This window comes from Streptomyces sp. KM273126, assembly GCF_004337435.2.
In the GTDB taxonomy this organism is placed as follows: Bacteria; Actinomycetota; Actinomycetes; order Streptomycetales; family Streptomycetaceae; genus Streptomyces; species Streptomyces acidicola.
Genome location: NZ_SJXB02000001.1, coordinates 4,763,347 through 4,779,151, shown reverse-complemented (window position 1 = coordinate 4,779,151; position 15,805 = coordinate 4,763,347). Strand labels below are relative to the sequence as shown.

Here is a 15,805-nt window from a genome sequence, read left to right as displayed (position 1 = left end):
ACCGTAAAGGTTGGTGAAACCGGCCCATTCGGTCGATTTCCAGCCCAGCAGGTTGCCTCGGGCCGGGCTCGGAGCCGACCCGGAGCGCGGGTCAGTCGCGAGCGGGCTCCACCGAGTCCACCTGGTCGAACCGGCCGTCCAGCTTGGAGACCAGCCCGGTGACCTGGCGCGCGATGTCCGGCGCGGTGAGGCCGATCTCCGCCATGACCTCGGCGCGGGACGCATGGTCGAGGAAGCGCGGCGGAATGCCGAAGTCGCGCAGCGGGACATCCACACCGGCGTCGCGCAGGGCCTGGGCGACGGCCGAACCGACGCCGCCGACACGGGAGTTGTCCTCGACGGTGACGACCACGCGGTGCTGCTCGGCGAGCGGTGCCATGGCCTCGTCGACGGGCTTGACCCAGCGCGGGTCGACCACGGTCGTGGAGATGCCCTGCTTGTCGAGCAGGTCGGCGATCTCCAGGCACATCGGCGCGAGGGCGCCCACCGACACCAGCAGCACATCCGGCGTGTCGGTGCCCGGCTCGCGCAGCACGTCCATGCCGCCGATCCGGCCCACGGCGGGTACGGCGGGACCGACGGCCCCCTTGGAGAAGCGGACCACGGTCGGGGCGTCCTTGACCTCGACGGCCTCGCGGAGCTGGGCGCGTACCTGGTCGGCGTCGCGCGGCGCGGCGAGCCGCAGCCCCGGTACGACCTGGAGGATCGACATGTCCCACATGCCGTTGTGGGAGGCGCCGTCCGTGCCGGTGATGCCGGCGCGGTCGAGCACGAAGGTGACACCGCACTTGTGCAGGGCCACGTCCATCAGCACCTGGTCGAAGGCGCGGTTGAGGAAGGTGGCGTACACGGCGAAGACGGGGTGCAGCCCACCCGTGGCCAGACCGGCGGCCGACACGGCACCGTGCTGCTCGGCGATACCGACGTCGAAGACCCGCTCGGGGAACGCCTTGGCGAACTTCTCCAGACCGACCGGCTGCAGCATGGCGGCCGTGATGGCGACGATGTCCTTGCGCTCCATGCCGAGCTTGACCATCTCCTCGCCGAAGACGGACGTCCAGTCGGCGCCGGAGGAGGCGATCGGCAGACCCGTGTCGGGGTGGATCTTGCCGACGGCGTGGAAGCGGTCCGCCTCGTCCAGGAGGGCGGGCTGGTAGCCGCGGCCCTTCTCGGTGAGGCAGTGCACGATGACGGGGCCGCCGAACCGCTTGGCACGCGCGAGCGCGGACTCCAGGGCCTCGATGTCGTGCCCGTCGATCGGACCCACGTACTTCAGCCCCAGGTCCTCGAACATGCCCTGCGGAGCGATGAAGTCCTTGAACCCCTTCTTGGCGCCGTGCAGCGTGTCGAAGAGCGGCTTGCCCACCACCGGGGTGCGTTCGAGCACTTCCTTCGTCCGGGCGAGGAAACGCTCGTACCCTTCCGTCGTGCGCAGCGTGGCGAGGTGGTTGGCGAGGCCGCCGATCGTGGGGGCGTACGAACGCTCGTTGTCGTTGACGACGATGACCAGCGGGCGGTCCTTGGCGTCCGCGATGTTGTTGAGCGCCTCCCAGGCCATGCCGCCGGTGAGGGCGCCGTCACCGATGACGGCTACCACGTGGTCGCCCCGTTTACGGAGCTGGTTGGCCTTCGCGAGGCCGTCGGCCCAGCCGAGGACCGTGGACGCGTGCGAGTTCTCGATGATGTCGTGCTCGGACTCGGCCTGCGACGGGTAGCCCGACAGACCGCCCTTCATCTTCAGCTTCGAGAAGTCCTGACGACCGGTGAGCAGTTTGTGCACATATGACTGGTGGCCTGTGTCCCAGAGCACCTTGTCGTTCGGGGATTCGAAGACGCGGTGCAGGGCGATGGTGAGCTCGACCACGCCCAGGTTGGGGCCGAGGTGGCCGCCGGTCTTGGATACCGCCTCGACGAGGAAGGTCCGGATCTCCTCTGCCAGCTGGTCCAACTGCTCCAGGCTGAGCCGGTCCAGATCGCGCGGTCCCCTGATGCGGGTCAGCAGCGGCACCCGTGCCTCCTTGCAATAGTGCTGTTCGAGCGTTACCGGGTTCGTCGAGTCTAATGTTCCGCCCGTACGGGCGACGCCCGGCCCGCGCGTCCTTCTCACGCGATCGGACGTAGACCATCCTGCGCAGCCGTCCCGCTGCGAAACGTCCCCGGCCGGGATGGCCGCGCAGCGGCCTAAGGGGCGCGGGGAACTGCGCGACCAGCCACCACGAGACCCGCAGCCGGCCCATCGCACCAGCCCCCGCGGCGCTCCCCCTGAAAACCGCTACGCGCGCCCCGCGGTCTTCTGCGTCCGCCGTGTGACGGAGTCAATAACCACCGTCGTCAGCAGAACCCCCGCAGTGATCATGTACTTCACCGGCTCAGCAATCGACTCCAGCTGCAAACCGTACTGAATCGACACAATCACCATCACACCCAGCAGCGCGTTCCACGTACGCCCGCGCCCGCCGAACAGTGACGTACCACCGATCACGGCCGCGGCGATCGCGTTCATCAGCAGATCCCCGGTACCCGCGCTCTGGTTCGCCGAAGCGATCTTGGAGGCCAGGAAGAGGCCGCCCATCGCCGCGAACCCACCGGAGATGGCGAACACGGAGATCCGCACCGCCGTCACATTGATACCCGCACGCCGGGACGCCTCCACGCTGCCGCCGAGCGCGAAGACCTTACGGCCGTACGCGGTTCGGCGCAGCAGGAAGTCGGTGGCCACCAGGAACACCAGGAAGATCACCGTGGCGAGCGGCAGCCCCTTGTACTGGTTGTACATGGCGGCCGCGGCGAAGGAGACCACGGCGAGCAGCACCGTGCGCAGGACCGTGTCGCTGAGCGGCCTCGACGGGATGCCGACCGCCTCACGCCGGCGGTTGGACAGGAACGAGGTGAGGAAGAACACGCCGACCACCACGGCGGCGAGACCGTAGGCGGCCGCGATGTCCGTGAAGTAGTACGTGGTCAGCTTGCCGATCAGGCCGTCGCTGTCGAGGTTGATGGTGCCGTTCTCGCCCAGGGTCTGGAGCATGAAGCCCAGCCAGAAGAGCAGACCGGCCAGGGTGACGGCGAACGCGGGGGCGCCGAGCACCGCGAAGAAGAAGCCGTGCGCCGCGCCGATGGCGGCACCCGCGGCGATGGCGAACAGCACCGCGGCCCACTCGGGCCAGCCCTGGTTGACCGCGAGCACGGCCGCGATGGCGCTGGACGCGCCACTGACCGAGCCCACCGACAGGTCGATCTCACCGAGCAGCAGCACGAAGACGATGCCGACGGAGATCATGCCGGTGCCGACCATCGTGATGGTGATGTTGCTCAGGTTCTCCGCGGAGAGGAACGCCGAGTTCAGGCTCTGGAAGACGACGCAGATGACAATCAGACCGATGACGACCGGGATGGAGCCCAGCTCACCGGCCTTCATCTTCCGCCTGAACTCACCGATGTAGCCGGTGAGTCCGCGCTCGCGGATGAGGAGCCGGGGGTCGACCGCGGTCACCGCGGCCGCGGCGGCCTCGGGGTTCTCGACGACGGGCCCGTCCTGCGCGGTCGTGGAGGTCTTGTCGAAGCTCACTGGGAAACCTCCCCGTTCGTGCGCGCCGCACGGCGGGTCACGGCGTTGTCGGTGGCGCCCGTGATGGCGGAGATGATCTCTTCCTGTGAGGTCGTCCTGACCTCGAAGACACCGTTGTTGCGGCCGAGGCGCAGCACCGCCACCTTGTCGGCGACGGCTTTCACGTCGGCCATGTTGTGGCTGATGAGGATGACGGCGTGGCCGCGTTCGCGCAGCCGCTCGACCAGGTCGAGGACCTGGGCGGTCTGCTCGACGCCGAGGGCCGCGGTGGGCTCGTCGAGGATGACCAGCTTGGGCTCGCCGAGCATGGAGCGGGCGATGGCCACGGTCTGGCGCTGTCCGCCGGAGAGCGAGGCGATCGGGATGCGCACACTGGGGATGCGGATCGACAGCGTCCGCAGCAGTTCCTGGGAACGCCGCTCCATCTCGACCTCGTCGAGGACGCCCCACTTCCTGAGCTCGCGGCCCAGGTACAGGTTGCCGACGACGTCGATGTTGTCGCACAGCGCGAGGTCCTGGTAGACGGTCGCGATGCCCAGGTCCTGGGCATCGTGCGGTTTGTTGATCTGGACGGGCCTGCCGTCCCACTCGATGACGCCCTCATCGATGGGGTGCACGCCGGCGATCGTCTTGACCAGCGTGGACTTTCCGGCGCCGTTGTCGCCGACCAGGGCGACCACCTCACCGGCGTGGACCTCAAGCTCTACGTCGGTGAGCGCCTGAACGGCACCGAACCGCTTGGAGACCCCGCGCAACGCCAGCACGGGCGTAGCGGACACGTGAACCATCTCCTTCGCCGCCTGACCCGGCGGAAGGTTGCACAGAAGAGTTGGGGGGGTGTTCCGTCCGGCGCCCCGCGCGAGCTTGCGGGGCTGTCTGATGCGCGGGGCGCCGGCGGAGCCTGGGGCGGAGCGGGCCCGGTCATGGGGCCGCTCCGCACGAGCCGGTCCCTGTCCCCGTACGGGAGTTCAGGATGAACGCGCGTACGGGGACAGGGACGTGCGGCTGACTACTTGACGCCGGCCTCGTCGCAGGCCGACTTGTACTTGGCCGTGCAGATCTCGGCGGCCGTGTAGATACCGTCCTTGATGACGGTGTCGTTGATGTTCTCCTTGGTCAGCGAGACCACCGGGACCAGGACCGAGGGAACGTCCTTGGCGCTGCCGCTGGAGACCTTGTCCTTGGCGATGGAGTCCAGCTTCTCGCCCTTGGCGAGCGCCACGGCCATCTCGGCCGCCACGTCCGCCTCCTGCGGGTAGGACTTGTAGACGCTCATGAACTGCTCGCCGGTGAGGATGCGCTGCACGGCCGAGAGTTCCGCGTCCTGGCCGGTGACGGGGACGTCCAGGCCCGCGGCCTTGAGGGCGGTGATGATGCCGCCCGCCATGCCGTCGTTGGCGGAGTAGACGCCGACGATCTTGTCCTTGCCGAGCGCGGAGATCGACGACTCCATGTTGGCGTTGGCGTTGTCCGGCGACCATTCCTTGGTGTCGAACTCGCGGCCGATGTTGACCTTGCCCTTGAGGACGGAGAGCGCGCCCTCCTTGAACTGGGCGGCGTTGGGGTCGGTGGCCGACCCGTTCATCATGACGATGTCGCCGTCCTTGGCCTTGTCGCCCAGGGCCTCGAGCAGGGCCTCGCCCTGGGTCTTGCCGACGGTGACGTTGTCGAACGAGGTGTAGGCGCTGATCGGGCCCTCGGCCAGGCGGTCGTAGGCGACGACCGGGATGTCGGCCTCCTTGGCCTTCTGGACGGAGTTCTGAATGGCCTTGGCGTCCACGGCGTCCACGATGAGGACGTCCACCTTGCTGGTGATCATCGTGTCGACCTGCTGGGCCTGGAGGTTGGCGTCCTGCCGCGCATTGCTGTACAGGACGTCGGCCTTGCCGTTCGTGAGCTCCTTGATCTTCTTCTCGATCAGGGGCTTGTCGAACTTCTCGTACCGGGCGGTCTTGTTCTCCGGCAGAAGCAGGCCGACCTTGATGTCGTCCCCCTTCGCCGCGCCCGCGGACTCGTTGTCGCCGCCCGACTCCTTGGCGCTGCCACAGGCGGCAAGCGAGACGGCCATCGCACCAGCTGCGACTGCGAGGGCGGCACTACGCATACGCGTGTTCACTTCAGAAACCTCCCTGACGAGGCCGCGACGCTGCGGCCGAGGTGGCTGGAAGTCAACTCGGCCACGCGTACGACGTCAAGAAGTAAATCCTTAACGGGTTGGCAACGGTGTCATCCGTCCTCTAAGTGAAGACAGGGGTCGCGGCAGTCAGTGCGCCGTCCAAAAGGGTTGAATCCCCCATCTCGCTGAGGGCCAGCGCGAGGGCTCCGAGGACCTCCGCACGACCGCCGAGGGCCCCCGGCAGCACCGAGAGCTGCCGTGCCGCGCTGGGGATCGCGTACCGGCCGACGGACTCCCTGATGGGCGCGAGCACCAGCTCCCCGGCCTCGGCGAGGTCGCCGCCGAGGACCACCCGGCTCGGGTTCAGCAGATTGCAGAGGCTGGCGACTCCGCTGCCGATGTGGCGGCCGACGTCGGCGATCACCCGACGGCACCCCGGATCTCCGTCCCGCGCCAGCCTGACCATGCCCTCCATGGTCAGGTCGGTGCCGTGGCTGGAGTTCAGGAGCGGCAGTACGTAGCGCGCGGCCGCGAAGGTCTCCAGACAGCCCCGGTTGCCGCAGCGGCAGACGGGGCCGGACTCGTCCAGCGTGATGTGCCCGATCTCCCCCGCCGTGCCGCCCGGGCCGCGGTAGATCTTCCCCGCGATCACCAGTCCGGCACCGACACCGCTCGCGACCTTGATGTACGCGAGGTCCTTGACCCCGCGGCCGCTCCCCCAGACCAGCTCCCCGAGGGCGCCCAGGTTGGCGTCGTTGTCCACGTGCACGGGCACGCCGAGGCGCGCCCGCAGCTCCTCGGCGGGCCGGGTCCCGGTCCAGCCGGGCAGGATGGCGGTGGAGCCGAGGGTGCCGGACTCCACGTCGATCGGGCCGGGCACGCCGACGCCGACGCCCGCGATCTTGCCGCGGTCCACTCCGGTGGCCTCGATCAGCCGGTTCACCAGCTGCTCGGCGCGGTCGAGGCCCTGCGCCGCGGAGGCGTCCACGTCGAGCGGCTCGGACTCCTCGGCCAGCACCTGGTGGGCGAGGTTTCCGACGGCGACGCGCAGATGCGTGTGCCCGAAGTCCACGCCTATGACAATGCCGGCGTCACCGCTCAAGGAGACGGCCCGGGCCCGCCGGCCGCCCGCCGAGGTCGGCGTGACCTCGACCGTTCCGCCGTCCTTGAGCTCCCGCACGATGTTGGAGACGGTCGCCGCCGACAGGCCCGTCGTCCGCGCGATCTCCGCCTGTGTGAGGGATCCGGCCAGCCGCACGGCGCGTACGACCCGCTCCAGATTGGCTCGGTGCAGCGACGACTGCGACCCCGGAGTCTCCACGACGACCTCCTGCGCGCGGGACCGCTTCAGCGGGGCCCCGTCCATGTCCAACAATTGAACTCTAAGTCGAGCTGTTCGGGGCATGTTCCGTCAAGAGGTTGAACCAGATCCGGGTCGTTGCACATGCATGGGACGCCGCCCCCGGAAGACCGGGAGCGGCGTGACATCGGTGAACGCGCCGGGCCGCCGGGCGCCGCGGCTCTCCTACTTCAGCGCACCCGCCGTGAGCCCCTGCACCACCTGCCTCTGGAAGACGATGTACGCGGCGAGCACCGGCAGCATCGCCATCACCAGCCCGGCGAAGAGGCCGGACCAGTCGCCCTTGTAGCCCTGGCTGACGGCCAGCTGCACCAGGCCCTGGGTGAGGACGTGCTTGTCCTGGTCGGTGTTGAGCACCGTCGGCAGCATGTACTGGTTCCACTGCCCCAGGAAGTTGAAGATGCCGACGCTGATCAGGCCGGGCTTGGCCATCGGCAGCATGATCTGGAAGAACGTACGGGAGTGCGAGGCCCCGTCCACGAACGCCGCCTCCGCCACCGAGCTCGGCAGGGTGCGGAAGAACGCGGTCAGGAAGAACACCGTGAAGGGCAGCGAGTAGGCGATGTAGACGAGGATCAGCCCGTGGATGGTGTTCAGCAGGCCCATGTTGTTCACCACGTAGAACAGCGGGACCAGCGCCAGCATGATCGGGAAGCTCATGCCGCCGATGAACAGGTAGTAGATGAAGCGGTTGCCCGGGAAGTCGAAGCGGGCCAGCACATAGGCCGCCATCGAGCCGAGCACCAGGGTGCCGATGAGCGAACCGCCCACCACCAGAACGGTGTTGAGGAAGTAGTCGCTCATGTTGGCCTGGGTCCAGGCCCGCGACCAGTTCTCGAAGTGCAGCTTGTCCGGCAGCGACCAGGGCGAGCTGAAGATCGATCGGTCGTCCTTGAAGGACGTCATCACCGCCCACAGCAGCGGCATGACGACCATGAACGCCCAGAGGACGAGCATCCCGTGGGAGAAGACGTTGAGGACGGCGCCCTCCTTCTTCTCCTTCGGGGGCGCTCCGGCCGGGGCGTCCGTCTTGACGACGGGGGCACCCGACTCGGCGGGTACGGGGGCGGGGGTCTCGGTCGTCTTCATCTGATCAGTACTCCAGCCGCTCGCGCCGGCCCAGCCGCATCACGACGGCGGCGAAGGCCAGCGTGACGACGAGCAGGGCGACGCCGATGGTGGTGGCGTAGGCGGCCTGACCGTCACGGAACGCCTTCTGGTACACGTAGAGGACCATGACGGTGGTCGAGTAGTCGGGACCGCCGGGCCCGGTCGTCATGATTCCCACGACCGCGAACGACTCGGCGCCGAGGGCGAGGATGCCCATGTAGACCCAGCCGGACTGCACGGTGTCCCACAGCAGCGGCAGGGTGATCCGGAAGAACGTGGTGATGCGGTTGGCCCCGTCCAGCAGCGCGGCCTCGTACAGGTCGGCGGGGATGGAGGCCATACCGGCCGAGAAGAGCACCACGAAGAAGCCGACCGTGGACCACACGAGCACCGCCATCACGCACCACAGCGCCAGGTTCGGGTCACCCAGCCACAGCGGCTGGACACTGTCCAGCCCGATCCCGCGCAGCAGGGAGTTGATCGCTCCGCTGTCCGGGTTGTACGCGAACTGGAACAGCAGGGCGACGATCGCGATCGAGAGCACCTGCGGGAAGAAGTAGACGATCTTGTAGAACGAGGAGCCGCGGACCCCGGAGACCACGGGTCCGCCCTTTCTCCGCCGTCCACCGACATTGATCATGAAGGCGAAGAACAGCGCCAGACCGATCGTCACCACCGGCAGCAGCAGCGCGAACAGCAGGCTGTGCTGCAACGACTTCCAGAAGATGTCGTCGTCGAGCATCCTGGAGTAGTTGTCGAAACCGACCATCTTGAACTCGGGACTCAGACCGGTCCAGTCCGTGAACGAGTAGTAGATGGACTGGATGAACGGCCAGACGACGAAGAGCGCGTACAACCCCAGGGGTACCGCGAGGAACCCCACGATGAACCGGTACTTGCCGTGCTGCATTACCACCGACCCCGATCTGCGCGCGGAAGCCGTCGGGGTGTGCCCGGCGCACGTACGCCGGGCACACCCTGGTGACGGATCCTCACTGGTGCTTGTAGTGCTTGATCGACGTGTCCTTGGCGGCCGCGTCGGCGAAGCCCTGGATCTTCTTGATGGCCTCGGCCGGGGTCATGCGGCCGGCCATCATCTCGCCGAGACCGGACACACCGATCTGCTCCTTCTGAAGCTTCACATACCAGTCCTGGATGCGCGGGTTCACCACGTTGTCCCCGGCCTTCTCCAGGGCCGCCTGCCCCGACTCCAGGCCGGGGGTGAGGGTGATACCGGTGGTACCGCCGTTGTACGCGCTCAGCGACTTCACCTTGTCGGTGAAGTTCCTTGACGAGGCCTCACTGAGCATGATGCGCAGCTGCTCCATGCCGCCGGCCGGGTTCTTCGCCTTGGCCGGGATGACGAAGGGCTCGGCGCCGGAGGCCCAGATGGTGCCGAACGGCATCTTGTCGGAGGAGTCGAGGCCGGTGGGCGCGTTGACGGCCAGGCCGAAGTCCTTCGGGATGACGTTCGCCGACTCGTTCTCCACCCAGGAGCCGTTCGGGAGGAACAGGGCCTTGCCCTGGGCCCAGGCGGTCTGCGACTGGATGTGGTCCAGGCCCGGGGTGCCCTTGAGGACGTAGCCCTTCTTGAAGAGCTCGTAGTAGGCCTCGAAGGAGGCCTTGACCGCCGGGTGCTTCCAGGCGTTCGGCTCCAGGTTGTCGATGGCGTCGAGGACCTCTCGCCCGCCGACCTTGGCGATCATCGGGTAGAGCGAGAAGGGGAGGTAGTACGGGTACTTGCCCGCGTACGTCCAGCCCGCCATCCCCTTCTTCTTGGCCTTCTCGCAGACCGCGAGCATCTGGTCCCAGGTCTCGGGGTACTGCTCGTCGAGCGAGTCCAGGGCCTTCTGCGAGTACCAGACGCCGTACACCGTGTAGGCGTAGTACATGATCCAGACCGGGTCGCCGTCGAACTGGCCCATCTCCACGATGCCGGGGCGCAGGGTGTCGCGGACCTTCTTGTCCGGGTCGTCATATGACGGGGCGTCCAGCAGCGGGGTGAGGTCGGCGAGCTGCTTCTTGCCGACGAGGACGCCCATGTCCATCTGCTCGGCGCCGGAGTTGTCGATGAGGTCGGGCGGGGTGCCCTGGTTGAACCGCGGCTGCAGCGTGGACTGGATCTTCTGGGTGGCGGAGAACTTGACCTTCGCCTTGGGGAAGCTCTTCTCATAGAGCTTCACGGCGTCCTGGCCGTACTCCTTGCCGAAGCCGCCGTCGAACAGGACGAACTCCATCTGCGTGGCGTCGTTGACGCCGAGCGGGTTCTTCGCGGTCTTCTCGCCCGCAGCGGCCTTCTCCTCGTCGCCGCCACCGCTGCTGGCACACGCGGACAGGAAGCCCATCGTGGGGACGGAGATCAGGCCCAGCGCAGCGGAGCGCTTGATCAGATCACGGCGGCCGACACCCTCGGGGCCGTTGCTCCCGTCGGTAGTGGATCCCATGCTCAAGTCCTCGCCTTCTCCAGGACTCAGGCGGTGAACCGGATCCTCCCGGCACCGCGGTCGGTTCGTGCTGGGGTCGTGCGTGAGGATTCAACAGGGGCGGGACGGCAGTCGGCGCGTGTGACACGTCCGCTGCCACCCGTAATTCCCCCCGGGTCGTGCCTGTCCACGCCTAGGCGGACGCCGACAGGTATAGTCCACTTCCCGTCAGCGGAGCAAGATCGAACGCAAGTTTGGCCTGTGGTCTTTTCCGAGTTGAGACCTCGCGGAAATATGACACGGCTGTGAGCTTCCCAAGCGAAGATCCACACTGCTTCGCCCCGGTTCGGCGTGACTTCTGCGGCACGAAACCAGCCACAGAAAGCCCGGTTGGCACGCCCGACACCCTTGACATCACCCACCACCTGAACCCCTACTAGTGGCTTGCGCAGCGAAGTTGACAACGTTGTCCATTTCTGATCGGTTCCGATCAGGCGCAGGGAGGGTGCGCGCGCATGCGGCACAGATGGGGATCCACGGCGGTGCTCGGCGCCGCCGCCTTCGCTCTCGTGGCGGCCTCGCAAGGGGTGGCCGTGGCACTGCCGGTCACGGCGGCGGCCGCGGACCGGGAGTTCCACTCGTCGTTCGAATCAGATGATCCGTCACCGGACTGGCTCAATACCGTCGACACCGCACCGGACGGCACCAAGAGGGCGTCCGGCGTCGACGGCGGCTACAGCAGCGGCATCCCGGGCAATGTGACCGACCATGTCACGGAGGTCCGGGCGAGCGGTGAGTACGCGGGCGCGGGCGAGGTGAAGGAGAACCTCGTCGACAGCGAACCGAGCACCAAGTGGCTGACCTTCGCACCCACCGGCTGGGTGGAGTTCGACCTCGACGCCCCGGTGAAGGTCGTGACGTACGCGCTGACGGCGGCCAACGACCACGCCGAACGGGACCCGAAGGACTGGACGCTGAAGGGCTCGACGGACGGCGAGGACTGGAAGACCCTCGACACCCGGTCGGGCGAGTCCTTCTCGGAGCGGTTCCAGACGAAGTCGTACGACGTCGACGGCACCCCGGCCGAGTACCGGCACTTCCGGCTGGAGATCACCAGCAACAACGGCGCCTCCGACGCCACCCAGCTGGCCGATGTCCAGTTCTCGACGGGCGGCACCGGCGATCCCGTCCCCCAGGACATGCTCTCGCTGGTCGACCGCGGCCCCAGCGGCTCCCCCACCGCCAAGGCGGGCGCGGGCTTCACCGGCAAGCGGGCGCTGCGGTACGCGGGCCGGCACACGGTGAACGGCCGGGCGTACTCGTACAACAAGGTCTTCGACGTGAACGTGGCCGTCGGCCGGAACACCGAGCTGGCGTACCGGATCTTCCCGTCCATGGCGGACGGCGACCGCGACTACGACGCAACGAACGTGTCCGTGGACCTCGCCTTCACGGACGGCACCCACCTGAGCGAGCTGAACGCCACCGACCAGCACGGCTTCGCGCTCACACCACGCGGGCAGGGCGAGTCCAAGGTGCTGTACGTCAACCAGTGGAACAACGTCCGCTCGTCGATCGGCTCGGTCGCGGCCGGCAAGACGGTGGACCGGATCCTGGTGGCGTACGACTCGCCGAAGGGCACGGCGAAGTTCCGCGGCTGGCTCGACGACGTGGCCCTGCGCGCCGCCGCCCCCGAGAAGCCGAAGGCCCACCTGTCGGACTACGCGGTGACGACCCGCGGCACGAACTCCAGCGGCGGCTTCTCCCGCGGCAACACCTTCCCCGCGACGGCCGTGCCCCATGGCTTCAACTTCTGGACGCCGGTCACCAACGCGGGCTCCCTGAGCTGGCTGTACGACTACGCACGATCGAACAACGCGGACAACCTGCCCACCGTCCAGGCGTTCAGCGCGAGCCACGAGCCGAGCCCCTGGATGGGTGACCGGCAGACCTTCCAGGTGATGCCGTCGGCCGCGTCGGGCACCCCGGACACCGGCCGGGCGGCCCGGGCGCTGGCCTTCCGGCACGAGAACGAGACGGCGCGGCCGTACTACTACGGCGTCCGCTTCGAGAACGGCCTCAAGGCCGAGATGGCGCCCACCGACCACGCGGCGGCGCTGCGCTTCACCTACCCCGGCGACGACGCGAGCGTGCTCTTCGACAACGTCACCGACGAGGCCGGCCTGACCCTCGACAAGGAGAACGGGATCGTCACCGGCTACTCGGACGTGAAGTCCGGACTGTCGACGGGCGCGACCCGCCTCTTCGTGTACGGAGTCTTCGACGCACCGGTGACGGAGGGGACCTCGTCCGGAGTCAAGGGCTACCTCCGCTTCGCCCCGGGCGCCGACCGCACGGTCACCCTGCGCCTCGCCACCTCGCTCATCAGCGTCGACCAGGCGAAGGACAACCTGCGCCAGGAGATCCCGGACGGCACGTCCTTCGAGACCGTGAAGACGCGGGCACAGCGCCAGTGGGACAGGATCCTCGGCAAGGTCGAGGTGGAGGGCGCCACGCCGGACCAGCTGACGACGCTGTACTCCAGCCTCTACCGGCTGTACCTGTACCCCAACTCGGGCTACGAGAAGGTGGACGGTAAGTACAAGTACGCGTCCCCGTTCTCGCCCATGCCCGGCCCGGACACGCCGACCCACACGGGCGCGAAGATCGTGGACGGCAAGGTGTACGTCAACAACGGTTTCTGGGACACGTACCGCACGACCTGGCCGGCGTACTCGTTCCTCACGCCCTCTCAGGCGGGCGAGATGGTCGACGGCTTCGTGCAGCAATACAAGGACGGCGGCTGGACCTCGCGCTGGTCCTCCCCCGGCTATGCGGACCTGATGACGGGCACCTCGTCGGACGTGGCGTTCGCGGACGCGTATGTGAAGGGGGTCGGCTTCGACGCGAAGGCGGCCTACGACGCGGCAGTGAAGAACGCGACGGTCGTCCCCCCGTCCTCGGGCGTGGGCCGCAAGGGGATGACCACGTCCCCCTTCCTCGGCTACACGAGCACCGAGACCCACGAGGGCCTGTCGTGGGCGCTGGAGGGCTACCTCAACGACTACGGCATCGCGCGGATGGGCGAGGCCCTGTACAAGAAGACGGGCGAGAAGCGCTACAAGGAGGAGTCCGCGTACTTCCTCAACCGTGCGCAGGACTACGTGAACCTGTACGACGACAAGGCGGGCTTCTTCCAGGGCCGGAACGCCAAGGGTGACTGGCGGGTCGAGTCCTCCAAGTACGACCCGCGCGTGTGGGGCTACGACTACACGGAGACCAACGGCTGGGGCTACGCCTTCACCGCTCCCCAGGACAGCCGGGGCCTGGCCAACCTGTACGGCGGCCGGAAGGGACTGGCCGAGAAGCTGGACGAGTACTTGGCCACTCCGGAGACGGCCTCCCCCGAGTTCAAGGGCTCCTACTCCGGGGTCATCCACGAGATGACGGAGGCGCGGGACGTCCGGATGGGCATGTACGGGCACTCCAACCAGGTGGCCCACCACGCGCTCTACATGTACGACGCGGCGGGCCAGCCCTGGAAGACGCAGAAGAACGTCCGCGAGGTCCTCTCCCGCCTGTACACCGGCAGCGAGATCGGCCAGGGCTACCACGGCGACGAGGACAACGGCGAGCAGTCGGCCTGGTACCTCTTCTCCGCGCTCGGCTTCTACCCGCTGGTCATGGGCAGCGGCGAGTACGCCATCGGCTCCCCGCTGTTCACCAAGGCGACGGTCCACCTGGAGAACGGCAGGGACCTGGTGGTCAAGGCCCCGAAGAACAGCGCGAAGAACGTCTACGTCCAGGGCCTGAAGGTCAACGGCAAGGCATGGAAGACGACGTCGCTCCCCCACGAACTGATCGCGAAGGGCGGCACCCTGGAGTTCGACATGGGCCCCAAGCCGTCCTCGTGGGGCACGGGCGAGAACGCGGCGCCCGTCTCGATCACGCGGGACGACGCGGTGCCTTCACCGCGCTCGGACGTGACGAAGGGCGAGGGAGCCCTGTTCGACAACACCTCGGCGACGGACGCGAGCGTCACGTCCCTGGACCTGCCGGTCGACGAGCGCACCAAGGCCGTTCAGTACACGCTGACGTCGTCCACGGACCGCTCGAAGGCACCGACCGCATGGGTGCTCCAGGGGTCGGCTGACGGCACCACCTGGAAGACCCTCGACAAGCGGTCCGGCGAGTCCTTCGCATGGGACAGGCAGACACGCGCCTTCTCGGTCACGTCACCGGGTGCGTACACCCAGTACCGCCTGGTTCTCTCCGGCGAGTCGACGCTGGCGGAGGTGGAGTTGCTGGCCTGAACCGTGTTCCCCCATTGAGGGAGAGGCGGGCGCGGAGCTGTCTCCGCGCCCGCCTTGCGCTGTCAATGGCGTGCCGTGGTCTCGTCACTTCGCGTGGCGACACCTTCGTACCCGGGAGCACGACGCACCACGGCGTGCACACTGGCGCCCATGGGAGCAGCGACGACCACGCCCGAGCCGGCACCGGCCACCGAGGACACCTGGATGTTCCCGCCGGGAGACGGCTGGACATTCGACCAGGTCAAGCACTTGGAGCTGCCCTTCGACTGGGAACTTGTGGACGGAGTGATCGTGGCGCGTGGGCAGACCAACGTCTGGCACAACGAGGTGCGGGACGGCATCGCCGACGCCCTCAAGGCGGCACGCGTCGAGCGCTACCGGGTTCTGACCGGGCAGTGCGTGATGGTGGACGACAGGAACCCTCCCAAACCCGATGTGATCGTCTACGACCCTCGGAAACTGAACTTCTTCGAGGCCGAGTGCGTCCCTGCGGAAGGGGTCGCCCTAGTCATCGAGGTCGTCTCCCCCGGCTCCCGTCAGCGCGACCGGGTATGCAAGCCCGCACTCTTCGCCGCGGCCAAGGTCCCCTGCTACTGGCGCGTCGAACTCGACCGGGACCGGCAGCTAGCGATCCACGAGTACTGGCTCAACGCCGACACCCGCTCATACCTCCCCGCTCCGCTGCACGCGGTCCATCACGGCAAGCTGATCACCGAGATGCCGTTCCCCGTCGAGATCGACGTCGTCGGGCTCGTCGGATTCTGACCCCGCACCTCAGTCGCCAAGGGCCGCACCCGCTCGGGTGCGGCCCTCGTGCGTCAGGCGTTTACAAGCGGAGCGCTCGGCGCTAGCGTCCGAAGCAGGTGCGGTGGGAGCGCTCCCATATGCGGTGGACCGGAACCCATCCCATGGAGC

Annotated in this window: 10 protein-coding genes; 2 read left to right on the top strand and 8 right to left on the bottom strand. The window is 67.8% G+C overall.

Annotated features, from left to right (window positions below; translation table 11 throughout):
- Positions 1–91: 91 nt before the first annotated feature.
- The 8 genes from dxs to ngcE all read right to left on the bottom strand — a co-directional run bounded on the left by dxs (position 92) and on the right by ngcE (position 10,598).
- On the bottom strand, positions 92–2,008 hold the full coding sequence (gene dxs, locus E0500_RS20415; RefSeq protein WP_131562792.1) for a 1-deoxy-D-xylulose-5-phosphate synthase: 1,917 nt from the start codon (positions 2,006–2,008) through the stop codon (positions 92–94).
- A gap of 264 nt (positions 2,009–2,272) precedes the next feature.
- Positions 2,273–3,568: a sugar ABC transporter permease gene (locus E0500_RS20410; RefSeq protein WP_131562790.1), complete on the bottom strand. Its 1,296-nt coding sequence runs from the start codon at positions 3,566–3,568 to the stop codon at positions 2,273–2,275.
- On the bottom strand, positions 3,565–4,356 hold the full coding sequence (locus tag E0500_RS20405; protein ID WP_131562788.1) for an ATP-binding cassette domain-containing protein: 792 nt from the start codon (positions 4,354–4,356) through the stop codon (positions 3,565–3,567). The genes E0500_RS20410 and E0500_RS20405 overlap by 4 nt, the downstream gene beginning before the upstream one ends.
- Positions 4,357–4,577: 221 nt before the next feature.
- Entirely contained in the window at positions 4,578–5,672 is a 1,095-nt protein-coding gene (locus tag E0500_RS20400; RefSeq protein WP_131562820.1) for a sugar ABC transporter substrate-binding protein, read from the bottom strand.
- Between the two features lie 133 nt (positions 5,673–5,805).
- Positions 5,806–7,005 carry an ROK family transcriptional regulator gene (locus E0500_RS20395; RefSeq protein ID WP_131562818.1) on the bottom strand — a complete coding sequence of 400 codons (1,200 nt, stop codon included), beginning with the start codon at positions 7,003–7,005 and terminating at the stop codon, positions 5,806–5,808.
- 204 nt (positions 7,006–7,209) lie between these two features.
- The gene (locus E0500_RS20390; protein WP_131562786.1) at positions 7,210–8,133 is read right to left on the bottom strand and encodes a carbohydrate ABC transporter permease; all 924 of its coding nucleotides are present in this window, start codon (positions 8,131–8,133) and stop codon (positions 7,210–7,212) included.
- 4 nt (positions 8,134–8,137) lie between these two features.
- Entirely contained in the window at positions 8,138–9,064 is a 927-nt protein-coding gene (locus E0500_RS20385) for a carbohydrate ABC transporter permease (protein ID WP_131562784.1), read from the bottom strand.
- 82 nt (positions 9,065–9,146) lie between these two features.
- Entirely contained in the window at positions 9,147–10,598 is a 1,452-nt protein-coding gene (gene ngcE, locus E0500_RS20380) for an N-acetylglucosamine/diacetylchitobiose ABC transporter substrate-binding protein (protein ID WP_131562781.1), read from the bottom strand.
- A 494-nt stretch (positions 10,599–11,092) separates the two neighbouring features.
- Here ngcE and E0500_RS20375 point away from each other — a divergent pair, with 494 nt between their 5' ends.
- Both E0500_RS20375 and E0500_RS20370 read left to right on the top strand, forming a co-directional pair.
- Positions 11,093–14,890 (top strand): GH92 family glycosyl hydrolase, encoded by a 3,798-nt coding sequence (locus tag E0500_RS20375; RefSeq protein ID WP_131562779.1) that lies wholly within the window; start codon positions 11,093–11,095, stop codon positions 14,888–14,890.
- Between the two features lie 150 nt (positions 14,891–15,040).
- Positions 15,041–15,655 (top strand): Uma2 family endonuclease, encoded by a 615-nt coding sequence (locus tag E0500_RS20370; RefSeq protein ID WP_131562777.1) that lies wholly within the window; start codon positions 15,041–15,043, stop codon positions 15,653–15,655.
- The last annotated feature ends 150 nt before the right edge of the window (positions 15,656–15,805 follow it).